General features: G+C 72.9%; 10 protein-coding genes. 5 read left to right on the forward strand and 5 right to left on the reverse strand.

Annotated features, from left to right (window positions below; translation table 11 throughout):
* Nucleotides 1-15 precede the first annotated feature (15 nt).
* The 4 genes from LCN96_RS16390 to LCN96_RS16405 are packed head-to-tail and all read right to left on the reverse strand — an operon-like array spanning nucleotide 16 to nucleotide 3,782.
* A complete protein-coding gene (locus LCN96_RS16390) occupies nucleotides 16-735 on the reverse strand; it encodes an ABC transporter permease (protein WP_225273491.1) in 720 nt (239 codons plus the stop codon).
* Nucleotides 732-1,613: an ABC transporter ATP-binding protein gene (locus tag LCN96_RS16395; RefSeq protein WP_225273492.1), complete on the reverse strand. Its 882-nt coding sequence runs from the start codon at nucleotides 1,611-1,613 to the stop codon at nucleotides 732-734. Before LCN96_RS16395 ends, LCN96_RS16390 begins: the two co-directional genes overlap by 4 nt.
* A gap of 45 nt (nucleotides 1,614-1,658) precedes the next feature.
* Nucleotides 1,659-2,348: an alpha/beta hydrolase gene (locus LCN96_RS16400; RefSeq protein ID WP_225273493.1), complete on the reverse strand. Its 690-nt coding sequence runs from the start codon at nucleotides 2,346-2,348 to the stop codon at nucleotides 1,659-1,661.
* A 12-nt stretch (nucleotides 2,349-2,360) separates the two neighbouring features.
* A complete protein-coding gene (locus LCN96_RS16405; RefSeq protein WP_225273494.1) occupies nucleotides 2,361-3,782 on the reverse strand; it encodes an aminotransferase-like domain-containing protein in 1,422 nt (473 codons plus the stop codon).
* A 59-nt stretch (nucleotides 3,783-3,841) separates the two neighbouring features.
* Here LCN96_RS16405 and LCN96_RS16410 point away from each other — a divergent pair, with 59 nt between their 5' ends.
* On the forward strand, nucleotides 3,842-5,014 hold the full coding sequence (locus LCN96_RS16410; protein ID WP_225273495.1) for a trans-sulfuration enzyme family protein: 1,173 nt from the start codon (nucleotides 3,842-3,844) through the stop codon (nucleotides 5,012-5,014).
* Nucleotides 5,015-5,025: 11 nt separating this feature from the next.
* Entirely contained in the window at nucleotides 5,026-5,964 is a 939-nt protein-coding gene (locus LCN96_RS16415; RefSeq protein WP_225273496.1) for a serine/threonine dehydratase, read from the forward strand.
* 51 nt (nucleotides 5,965-6,015) lie between these two features.
* Here LCN96_RS16415 and panB read toward each other — a convergent pair whose 3' ends face one another.
* On the reverse strand, nucleotides 6,016-6,846 hold the full coding sequence (panB, locus tag LCN96_RS16420; RefSeq protein WP_225273497.1) for a 3-methyl-2-oxobutanoate hydroxymethyltransferase: 831 nt from the start codon (nucleotides 6,844-6,846) through the stop codon (nucleotides 6,016-6,018).
* 149 nt (nucleotides 6,847-6,995) lie between these two features.
* Between panB and LCN96_RS16425 the strand changes: the two genes are divergently transcribed.
* The 3 genes from LCN96_RS16425 (at nucleotide 6,996) to LCN96_RS16435 (ending at nucleotide 10,661) form a co-directional block, all read left to right on the forward strand.
* Entirely contained in the window at nucleotides 6,996-8,246 is a 1,251-nt protein-coding gene (locus tag LCN96_RS16425; protein WP_225273498.1) for an MFS transporter, read from the forward strand.
* A 125-nt stretch (nucleotides 8,247-8,371) separates the two neighbouring features.
* Nucleotides 8,372-9,934, forward strand: coding sequence for a DHA2 family efflux MFS transporter permease subunit (locus LCN96_RS16430; RefSeq protein WP_225273499.1), 1,563 nt, complete (start codon nucleotides 8,372-8,374; stop codon nucleotides 9,932-9,934).
* A gap of 103 nt (nucleotides 9,935-10,037) precedes the next feature.
* Nucleotides 10,038-10,661, forward strand: coding sequence for a TetR/AcrR family transcriptional regulator (locus tag LCN96_RS16435; RefSeq protein WP_225273500.1), 624 nt, complete (start codon nucleotides 10,038-10,040; stop codon nucleotides 10,659-10,661).
* The last annotated feature ends 317 nt before the right edge of the window (nucleotides 10,662-10,978 follow it).

The raw sequence follows: 10,978 nt of genomic DNA on the forward strand, positions 1-10,978 counted from the left end.
CGGACCCCCGCGGGCCTAGGACCTGCGCGGTTCCCAGCGGAACCACAGCCGCAGCGCCACGACGCCCGCCACCGCCCAGCCCGCCAGCACGAGGAACGGCACGACCGGCTCGCCGCTCCTGACCGCGTCCACCACGACCGTGGTCGGCAGCAGGTCGAGGACGGGCCGCAGCCAGGACGGCACCGGGATCGGCCCCATCGCGCCCGCCGACACCGCGGCGACCAGGAAGACCGGCATGGTGTAGGCGGCGGCCAGCTCGGCGCGCGGGATCGCCGCCGTGTAGGCCGCGCCGAGCAGGGCCATCACCACGGAGCCCGCGACGGTGACGGCGGCGAAGGCCAGGGGGTTCGCCGGGAGCGGGACTCCGGCGGCCAGCCGCACCGCGACCGTGCACAACGCGATCAGTGCCACGGTCTGCGTGGCCGTGCTGGCGATCTGGCCCAGCAGGAGCTGCCCGTCCGTCAGGCGGGTGGCGCGCAGCCGCTTGAGCACGAGCTGGTCGCGGCGGGCGGTCAGGGCCACGGTGATGTTCATGAACGCGGTGATCGCCAGCAGGATCGAGATCGAGCTCTGGGCGAGCGCCGTGGCGCCGGCGACGCCCTGCGCGGTGACGTGCCGCATCAGCGTGGGCAGGCCCACGGCCAGGCCGACCGGCGTGACGACCGAGGCGAACAGCATGGACTTGTCCCGCCAGAACAGGCGGGTGCCGAGCCGGTAGGTGGCGGTCAGGCTCATCGGGCGCTCAGCTCCAGGAAGAGGTCCTCCAGGGTGGCGGCGCGGACCTCCAGGCCCGTCAGGCGCAGCCCACGCTCGGCCGCCCAGGTCAGCAGCTTCTGCGCGGCCAGGTCCGGGTCCTCGGCCCGGCACACGGCGAGCCCCTCCTCGACGGTGACCGGCAGCGGCAGGGAGCCGGGGTCCACGTGCGCGGGCAGCCGGAACGCCACCCGCCCGCCGCGGGCCGCGAGCGTCTCCGCCATGCCGCCGGAGGCCACGATGCGGCCCTCATCCATGATCGCCATCGACGAGGCCAGGCGCTGCGCCTCCTCCAGGTAGTGCGTGGTCAGCAGGATCGTGGTGCCCCGGGCGGCCAGGTCGCGGATGACGGCCCAGGTGGCGGTGCGTGCCTCGGGGTCCATGCCGGTGGTCGGCTCGTCGAGGAAGAGCAGGTCGGGGCGGCCCAGCAGGGCCAGCGCCAGGTCGAGCCTGCGCTTCTCGCCGCCGGACAGCTGCCGCACCTTGGTGCCCGACCTGGCCCGCAGCCCGGCGAGGTCGAGCGCCTCGTCGCGGGGACGGGGCGCGGAGGTGAAGTCGCGCCAGGTGTCGACCGTCTGGGCGACCGTCAGCTCAGGGAAGAACCCGGCCTCCTGCACCATCACGCCGGTGCGCCGGCGGACGGCGGCGCGGTCGGCGTGCGGGTCGAGGCCGAGCACCCGCACCGTGCCGCCGTCCGGCCGCTGGAAGCCGGCCAGCACCTCGATCGTGGTGGTCTTGCCCGCGCCGTTCCTGCCGAGCAGCGCGAAGATCTCTCCCTCGGCCACCTCGAACGAGATGCCCTTCACCGCCTCGAAACCCTGATGGCTCTTGCGGAGCCCGCTCACGTCGATCGCTGTCATGCGTCCCACTGTCGCCGGGGGCGCAGGCGGGCGACAGTGAAGAATTCACGACTTCCTGGAGAGCTTGAGCAGCGCGTCGGTGACGCCCTCGGGGTCGACGAGCTGGTGCAGGTGCAGGCCGGGCACCCGGGTGACCGGCCAGCCCCGGCCGGCCGCCGCCTCGGCGACGCCGTCGTACGGCGGGCCGAACCACAGGTACGAGCACCGGACGGTGTCCCACCCGGCCGGCACGGGGATCGGCTGCGTGTAGTAGTCGAGCGGCAGCCGCGGCTGCTCGGCCGCCACGCGGATCCGCACGGCCGGGTCGGGCAGCATGGCCACCACGTCCTCCTCGTCCCACCAGTCGGTCCAGCGCGGCAGCACGCCGTCGGGGCCCGCCAGGTCGTGCAGGAACGGCAGGAACTCCGCCTCCGCCGTCCTGACCATCCCCTCGCGCGGCGGGACGTGCGCGTCGGCGAACACGCAGGCCACCACCCGCTCGCCCAGCCCCTCGCTGATCACCGGGAGGAAGTGCCCGGCGTTGCTGTGGGCGACCAGCACCACGGGGCCGTCGCCGGGTGCCGCGGCGCGCACCGCCGCCACCACCCTGTGCCAGTACGGCGGCCCGCCCGCCGACACGCCGGTCAGGTCGGGCACCACCGCCGCGTGCCCCCGGCGCTCCAGCGACTCGGCCACCGCAGCCCACGTCGAGGGCCCGACGGAAGGGCTGTGCACGAGTACGAAGGTCGTCTGCATGCATCCACCCTTTCAGACGACGAGGGGGTGGCGGGAGACCGTGCGACCGGCTCCGTCGTAGGAGGCCCAGGCCACGGCCAGGTTGTTCACCGCGCGCGAAAGCTCGTCCTCGGGGAAGAGGAAGTGCAGCCGCATGTGGTCGGCGTAGGCGCCCAGGGGGTCGAAGGAGCGGCCGGGCGGCACCGCGACGCCGTGCCTGAGCGCCACCTGGGCGAAGGAGTCGACGTCGCCGTGCGGGACGCGTACCCAGATGGTCTGGCCGCCCAGGGCGGGCTCGAACGTCCAGGACGGCAGGCGGGCCCGCAGCTCGGCGCACAGGTGGTCGTGGCGGCGGCGCAACGTCGCGAGCTGCGCGGCGCGGACCTCGTCCAGGCGGCGCAGCAGCGCGGCGGCGGCGAGCTGGCTGATCACCTCGCCGCCGAGGTCGTGCACGGCCCGCAGCCTGGCCAGCCGCGAGACCAGCGGCGCCGCCGCGCGGACCCAGCCGACCCGCAGCCCGCCCCAGACCAGCTTGCTCAGCGAGCCGACCGTGATGACGTGCTCGCCCCGGTGGAAGCTCGCCAGCGGCGCGGGCGTCTCGCCCGAGAAGCACAGCTCGGCGCGGACCTCGTCGTCGATCAGCGGCACGTCGTGCTCGGCGGCCAGGGTGGCCAGCCGCCTGCGGGACGGGTTGTCCATGATCGCGCCGTCCGGGTTGCGGACCGAGGGCATGAAGTAGGCCAGCGCCGGGCGCTCGCGCAGGTCCTCGACGCCGGTCGCGGGCCGCACGACCGCCGCCGCGTGCCTGAACGCCTCCAGCGCGCCCGGGTAGGACGGCGTCTCGGCCAGCACCGTGTCACCGGGTGCCACCAGCAGCCCCGTGAGCAGGGTGATCGCCTGCTGGGCGCCCGTGGTGACGATGATCTCGTCGGGCGTCGTGGGCAGGCCGCGGCCGGTGTAGTACGCGGCCAGCGCGGCCCGCAGCTCCGGGTTGCCCGCCGGCTGGTACCCCATCTCGTGCAGCCCGGTCAGGCGCTGGGCGGCCTCGGCGTAGGCCTCGCACAGCGCGGGCGGCGGGTGGTGCGGGGCCGCGCACGACAGGAGCTGCACGTTGTCCGGCGGGTGCAGGATGTGCAGCAGCAGCGGGTTGGCCGCCACGCCGTCGGCCGTGCGGGTGGCGGGCAGGTCGAGCGCGGCCACCCTGGTGCCGCTGCCCTGACGGCGCACCAGCCGGCCCTCCTGCTGCAGCAGGTCGTACGCCGCCACCACCGTGCCCCGGCCGACCGCCAGCCGCCTGGCCAGCACCCGGTCAGGAGGCAGCGGCTCCTCCGGCGCCAGCACGCCGTCGTCGATCAGCGCTCGCAGGCGGGCGGCGAGCAGCAGGTACAGCGGCCCGCGCCCGGACGCCCACCGGCCGAGCAGATCGACGAGGTCATCGAGATTGGCCCCATTCATGGACCAATTGTGCCGGATTGGCTCTGACGCCGGATCTCCCGCCGGTGGATTCTGGTGACATGAATGATTTCCGCCCCGAGACGAGAGCGGTCCACGTCCCGCAGCCGCCCATCGAGGGCAGCCGCCCGATCAGCATGCCGATCTACCAGACCTCCGGCTTCACCTTCGACGACCCGGCCGTGATGGCCGAGTCGATGGGGCGCCCCGACGGGGCGTTCGTGTACGGGCGCTACAGCAACCCGACCGTGCGCTCGCTGGAGCTGGCCGTGGCGGGGCTCGAAGGCGGCGCGCACGCCATCGCCACCGGCTCGGGCATGGGCGCGATCAACGTCGTCCTGCTCGGGCTGCTCAAGCCGGGCGACCACCTCGTGGCCCAGCGCTCGCTGTACGGGGGCACCGCCGCCATGATCAACGAGCTGGTCGCCCGGTTCGGCATCGCGGTCACGTACGTGCCGGAGAACGACCCGGCCGCCCTGCGCGCCGCCGTCCGGCCCGAGACCCGGCTGCTCTACCTGGAGACGATCAGCAACCCGATGACGCTGGTCGCCGACCTGCCCGCGATGTGCGAGGCCGCCCGCGACCTGGGGATCCTGTCCGTGGTGGACAACACGTTCGCCACGCCGCTGCTGTGCCGTCCGTTCGAGCACGGGGCGGACATCGTCGTGCACTCCACCACCAAGTACCTGTCCGGGCACACCGACGTGGTGGGCGGCCTCGCCGTGTTCGCCGACCGGGCGCTCTACGACGAGCTGTGGCACTTCGCGATCGAGCTGGGGGCCTCGGCCGACCCGTTCGCGAGCTGGCTGACGGTGCGCGGGCTGCAGACGCTCGGGCTGCGCATGGAGCGCCACTGCGCCAACGCCGACCTCCTGGCCACCCGGCTGGCCGAGCACCCCGCCGTCACGGCCGTGCACTGGCCGGGACTGGCCACGCACCCGTCGTACGAGCTGGCGGGCAAGCTGCTGTCCGGGTTCGGCGGCGTGTTCTCCTTCGACCTGGCCGGCGGGCGGGCCGCGGGGGAGCGGTTCATGAAGTCCGTACGCCTGGCGCTGCTCGCCCCCTCGCTCGGCGGCGTCGAGACGCTCGTCCTGCACCCGGCCACCACCTCCCACCGCGCGCTCAGCGCCGAGGAGTTGCGGCGCAGCGGCATCGGCGAGGGCACCGTACGCATCGCCGTCGGCATCGAGCACCCCGAGGACCTGTGGGCCGATGTGTCGCAGGCACTGGCATAGCCTTGGACGACGTGACGACTGTTACCCATGCGCACGTCCAGGAGGCCGCGCGGCGGATCGCCGGGCACGTGCTCCGCACGCCCGTGATCGAGGTCTCGCCGGGGCTGGTCCTGAAGCTGGAGCTGCTGCAGCACTCGGGGTCCTTCAAGGTACGCGGGGCGTTCAACCGCATGTTGTCGGCCGGCGAGCTGCCCGACAGCGGCGTGATCGCCGCCAGCGGTGGCAACCACGGGCTGGCCGTGGCGTTCGCGGCGCGGGCGCTGGGCGTGCGGGCGGAGATCTTCGTGCCGGAGGTGACCAGCCCCGTCAAGGTGGCCGGGCTGAAGGCGCTGGGGGCGCACATCACCCAGACGGGCGCCATCTACTCCGAGGCCGCCGACGCCGCCGCCAAGCGGGCCGCCGAGACCGGGGCGCTGTCGGTGCACGCCTACGACCAGGCCGAGGTGGTGGCCGGGCAGGGCACCACGGGGCTGGAGCTGGTGGAGCAGACCGGCGGGGTCGACACGGTGCTGGTGGCGGTGGGCGGGGGCGGCTTCGCGGCCGGCATCACGCTCGGCACGGCGGGCTCGTCCAGTGCCTCCAGCGGGCCGAGGATCGTGGCCGTCGAGCCTGAGCTGATCCCGACCCTGCACGCGGCGCGTCAGGCGGGCGAGCCGGTGCGGGTCGACGTCAGCGGCGTGGGGGCCGACGCGCTGGGGGCCAGCAAGATCGGCGGGCTGGCGTTCGAGGTGCTGGCCGGGCCCCGGGTGGAGAGCGTGCTCGTGCCGGACGAGGCGATCGTGGCGGCGCGGCGTACGCTCTGGGAGCGGCACCGGCTGGCGGCCGAGCACGCGGGCGCCGCCGCCTACGCGGCGCTGCTGTCGGGCGCCTACCGGCCGGCTGAGGGGGAGCGGGTGGCCGTGGTGGTCTGCGGCTCGAACACCGACCCCGCCACCCTGACCACCGGCTGACCCGCACGTACGACCGGTGGCCGCCCGACGCGGACGGCCACCGGGTGCGGCTCAGCTGTAGGTGTGCTCCTCAGCGGGGAACGCCCCCGACACCACGTCGTCGGCGAAGGCCCGGACGGCGCGGTCCATCTCCCCGGCCAGGTCGGAGTACCGCTTGACGAAGCGGGCCGGCCGCTCCGTGAGCCCCATGAGGTCCTGCCACACCAGGACCTGCGCGTCCGTCGCCGCGCCCGCCCCGATGCCGATGGTCGGGATCGCCAGCGACGTCGTCACCCGCTGCGCCAGGTCGGCGGGCACGCACTCCAGCACCACCGAGAACGCCCCGGCCCGCTCCAGGTCCTTGGCGTCGGACATCAGCTCGTCGCCCGACTGGCCCCGGCCCTGGACGCGGTAACCGCCCATGACGTTGACCGACTGCGGGGTCAGGCCGAGGTGCGCCATGACCGGCACGCCGGCCGAGACCAGCGCCTCGACCTGCGGCAGGACCCGTCGGCCGCCCTCCAGCTTGACCGCGTGCGCCCCGGCCTCCTTCATGAACCGCGCCGCCGACTCCAGCGCCTGCTGGGGCGAGGCCTGGTAGGAGCCGAACGGCAGGTCGGCGACCACCAGGGCGCGGGAGGAGCCGCGCACGACGGCGGCCGTGAGCGGCAGGAGGTCGTCGACCGTGACGGGCAGCGTGGAGTCGTAGCCGTAGACGACCATGGCCGCCGAGTCGCCCACGAGCAGGACCGGGATGCCCGCCGCGTCGAACACCCGCGCCGTCATCGCGTCGTAGGCGGTGACCATGGGCCACCGCTCTCCGCGCTCCTTGGCGGCGGTGAGGTCGCGGACGGTGACGCGGCGCCCGGACCCGCCGCCGTACAGCGTGGTTGAAGAGGACATGTGTGAACCCTCCAGGAAGACGTCTCGAGGCGCCCCAGTGGCGTCCCCGGACTCACTCCGATGATGTCACGCGCTGTCATACGGGGAAAACCTGTGGCAAAAGTGTCGGTGCCTCTTGACACAATCGACGTCGGAGGTAACGAACAAACATGGCTCTCGATCCTTACCGGCGCCTGCTCAAGATCCCCGGCGTCCCGACGCTGCTCCTGGTGGGGCTGCTGGCCCGCGTGCCCGCCACGGCCGTGGGCATGGCGCTGACCTTGCACGTGGCCGAGGTGATGGGGCTCGACTACGGGCCGGCCGGGCTGATCTCCATGGCCAGCACGATCGGCATGGCCATCGGCTCGCCGCTGTCGGGGAGGTTCGTCGACAAGTACGGTCTGCGTCCCGTCCTCGCCGTCACCACGGTGGCGCAGGCGGCGTTCTGGGCGAGCGCGTGGGCGCTGCCGTTCCCCGTGCTGCTCGTGGCGGCGGCGGTGGCGGGGCTGCTGGCGCTGCCGGTGTTCAGCGTGACCAGGCAGTGCCTGGCGGCCATGGTGCCGGTCGAGCAGCGGCGCAGCGGGTTCGCGCTCGACTCGATGCTGGTCGAGATGTCGTACATGGTGGGGCCCGCGCTCGCGGTGGCGGGCATCACGACGCTCGGCAGCGGCGTGACGCTCACCGCCATCGGGGCCGGCCTGACGGCGGCGGGGCTGGGGCTGATCCTGCTCAACCCGCCCGTCCGCTCGGCCGCCGAGCTGGCGGCGGAGACGGTGCGGGTGCCCAGGCGGCAGTGGCTCACGCCGGCCTTCGTGGCCCTGCTCGGCACGGCCGCCGCGGCCACGTTCGTGCTCACCGCGACCGAGCTGTCCCTGGTCGCGACCATGAACCAGGCGGGGCAGACCGTGTGGGTCGGGCTGGCGGTGGCCATCTGGTGCGTGTTCTCCCTCGTCGGCGGCTTCGTCTACGGCGGGCTGTCGCGCGGCTTCTCGCCGCTGGCCCTGATCGCCGCCATGGGCCTGCTCACCATCCCCGTGGGGCTGGTCGGCGGCGGATGGCACTGGCTGGTGCTGGCGCTGCTGCCCGCGGGGCTGCTGTGCGCGCCGGCGCTGTCGTCCACGGTCGACGCGCTCAGCCGGTGGGTGCCCAGCGCGGCGCGGGGCGAGGCGATGGGCTTCCACGGCACCGCCCTGCTCATCGGCGGCGCCGCCTCGGCGCCGATCGCCGGGGCCGTGATCGACGGGCCCGGGCCCGAGTGGGCGTTCGTGCTGGCCGGGGTGGTGGGAGTGGCCATGGTGGTGGTCGCGCTGCCGTTCTGGCGGCGGCGGCCGCCCGGCGCGGGCGGGTCAGGGCCTGCCAGGTCACTGGAGCAGGAGGCGGCCGAGCTGGCCGGGGCCGCCGCGGCGTCGTCCCGGGACTGAGCGGGGCCGCGCCTCCCGTCGGAAGTTCATCCCCTGTTTACGAAACGGGACCGTTGCGTATCGGAATACCCTACGATACGGTGGCGTTGCGAAACTTAGTCGTATCGAAATTAAGGACCTTCCCCATGGACCCCAACGCAGGGCATCCACGCCGCTGGCCCATCCTCGGCGTGCTGGTGTTCAGCCTGCTGGCCGTGGTGCTCGACAACACGATCCTCAACGTGGCGATGAAGACCATCGCCGACGAGACGGTCGGGCTGGGCGCCACCCAGAGCGAGCTGGAGTGGGCGATCAACTCCTACACGCTCGTGTTCGCCGGACTGTTGTTCACCTTCGGCGTGATCGGCGACCGGACGGGTCGCAAGCGCATGTTGTTCATCGGCATGTTGCTGTTCGGCCTGGCCTCGCTGGCCAGCGCCTATGCCCAGGATCCGATGCAGCTGATCCTGGCCAGGGCGGCGATGGGCATCGGTGGCGCGGCCATCATGCCGGCCACGCTGGCGATCATCTCCAACGTGTTCCCGCCCGCCGAGCGCGGCAAGGCGATCGGCGTGTGGGCCGGTGGGGTGGGCCTCGCGGTGGCGATCGGCCCGATCACGGGCGGCCTGCTGATCGAGCACTTCTGGTGGGGCTCGGTCTTCCTGATCAACGTGCCGATCGTGCTGATCAGCATGGTGCTGATCGCGGCCGTGGTGCCCGAGTCGCGTGACCCGAAGCCGTCCAGGCTCGACCCGGTCGGCGTGGTGCTGTCCATCATCGGCCTGGTCGCCCTGGTGTACGGCATCATCCGCGGCGGCGAGCTGGCCACCGTGGCGAGCGCGGAGGTGCTGATCCCGACGCTGGTCGGGGTGGCGGTGCTGGGCGTGTTCGTGTGGTGGGAGCGGCGCATCGACCACCCGGTGTTCGACGTGCGCAGCTTCGGCAACGTCCGCTTCAGCTCGGCCATCGGCATGATGGGCATCGTCTTCTTCGCGATGATGGGCGGGATGTTCTTCCTCACGTTCTACCTGCAGATCGTGATGGGGTTCTCACCGATCCAGGCGGGCGCGCTGATGATCCCGTTCGCCGCCGCGCAGCTCATCTTCGCGCCGCTCAGCCAGCGCATCAACGAACGCTTCGGCGCCAAGCTGTCGGCCACCGTCAGCATGGTCGTGGTCACGCTGGCCCTCGGCAGCTACGCGCTGATGGACCAGAGCACGCCGATCGTGCTCATCGAGCTCATCTTCTTCGTCCAGGGCGCCGCGATGGCCAACATCATGCCGCCCGCCACGACGGCCATCATGGAGTCGCTGCCCAGGGAGAAGGCCGGTGTCGGCTCGGCCATGAGCAACACCGTCCGCCAGGTGTCCGGCGCGCTCGGCGTGGCCGTGCTCGGCTCGGTGCTGTCGTCCAGCTACCGCGGCGGCATGGAGCCCGCGCTGGCCGCCCTGCCCGAGGGCGTGCGGCACGCGGCGGGTGAGTCGATCATGGCGACCATGGCCGTGGTGCAGGAGCTGGGCGACAGGGGCCAGGCGCTGGTCCAGCCGGCGTTCACCGCGTTCGTCGACGGCATGCACGTCACGGCGCTGGTGTCGGCGGTGATCGGGCTGCTCGGCATCGGGGTGGTGGCCCGGTGGATGCCCGGCAAGCCGAGCTCCGCCAAGCACGCGGAGCGCGACGAGCCGGTGCTCACGTCGTCCCGCGGATGAGAGGCGGGCCGGCTGATGGAGCGATCAGCGGGCGGCGGCGCGTACCCGACCGGCTGCCCTGAGGTCCGGCGCGCCAGCGCCGGCGAGGTATGGTGAGGCCGCGATGACCATCCAGGAATCCGGGACCGCCCGCCCCGCGGGCCGTCCGCGCAGCGAGAAGGCCGAGAAGGCGATCATCGAGGCGACCCTCGACCTGATCGGCGAGGGCATGGGCCTGTCCGAGCTGACCATCGAGGCGATCGCGTCGCGGGCGGGCGTCGGCAAGACCACGATCTACCGGCGCTGGTCCAACAAGGAGGACCTGGTCGTCGACGCGCTCTCCACGCTCAAGGCGCCGCTGCCGCCGCTGTCCGGCACCTCGGTGCGCGAAGATTTGATCGCCCTGGTCGACGCGATGCGCAGGGAGCACGGCCAGGCCCGCAGCCGCTGCGTGATGAACATCGCGATGAGCGAGGCCGACCGCTATCCGCAGCTGTTCGAGCGCTTCCTCAAGCGCGCCGTGGAGCCGCGCAGGGAGGCGATGCGCCAGGTGATCGAGCGCGGCATCGCCTCCGGCGAGCTCCGGCCCGACCTGGACGTGGACATGGCCCAGGCGATGATCTCCGGCACCATGCTCTGGCACACCAAGTGGGGCCCCGCGGGCGACCTCTCGCCCGACCTGGCCGAGCGGGTCGTCGACGCGGCCCTGGCCGGAATGGCGCCGCAGAGGCGTGCAGAAGAAATGTAGGACCGCTCGCTAGCATTCTGATCTGCCCCACGGAGTTGCACGGATGGCCGACTTCGCGGGGCACCATCATTTCCGGATCTTTCGGCCTAGGCAGAACGTGAGCCTTGTTCTAATCTCCGGCCATGGGCCACATGCGGAAGCTCGCGTCCATCGTCGCACTCGCGTCGGGCCTGCTGGTGGCCGGTGCCGGTGCGGCCCTGGCCCACGAGGAGCGGCCGGTCACGTTCCCTGACGGTACGGGCTCGGTGCCGGTCCTGCGACAGGGCGAACCCGACCTGCTCGTCTGCAAGACGGATAAAGCCGATTTCGAACGCCGA

The organism is Nonomuraea gerenzanensis (assembly GCF_020215645.1).
Lineage (GTDB): Bacteria > Actinomycetota > Actinomycetes > Streptosporangiales > Streptosporangiaceae > Nonomuraea > Nonomuraea gerenzanensis.

What these genes read in the sequence shown, in the direction of transcription:
- LCN96_RS16410 (WP_225273495.1), top strand. Translation starts at nt 3,842, where the DNA reads ATGAATGATTTCCGCCCCGAGACGAGAGCGGTCCACGTCCCGCAGCCG.
- LCN96_RS16405 (WP_225273494.1), bottom strand. Translation starts at nt 3,782, where the DNA reads ATGAATGGGGCCAATCTCGATGACCTCGTCGATCTGCTCGGCCGGTGG.
- LCN96_RS16395 (WP_225273492.1), bottom strand. Translation starts at nt 1,613, where the DNA reads ATGACAGCGATCGACGTGAGCGGGCTCCGCAAGAGCCATCAGGGTTTC.
- LCN96_RS16430 (WP_225273499.1), top strand. Translation starts at nt 8,372, where the DNA reads ATGGACCCCAACGCAGGGCATCCACGCCGCTGGCCCATCCTCGGCGTG.
- LCN96_RS16425 (WP_225273498.1), top strand. Translation starts at nt 6,996, where the DNA reads ATGGCTCTCGATCCTTACCGGCGCCTGCTCAAGATCCCCGGCGTCCCG.
- LCN96_RS16390 (WP_225273491.1), bottom strand. Translation starts at nt 735, where the DNA reads ATGAGCCTGACCGCCACCTACCGGCTCGGCACCCGCCTGTTCTGGCGG.
- panB (WP_225273497.1), bottom strand. Translation starts at nt 6,846, where the DNA reads ATGTCCTCTTCAACCACGCTGTACGGCGGCGGGTCCGGGCGCCGCGTC.
- LCN96_RS16435 (WP_225273500.1), top strand. Translation starts at nt 10,038, where the DNA reads ATGACCATCCAGGAATCCGGGACCGCCCGCCCCGCGGGCCGTCCGCGC.
- LCN96_RS16400 (WP_225273493.1), bottom strand. Translation starts at nt 2,348, where the DNA reads ATGCAGACGACCTTCGTACTCGTGCACAGCCCTTCCGTCGGGCCCTCG.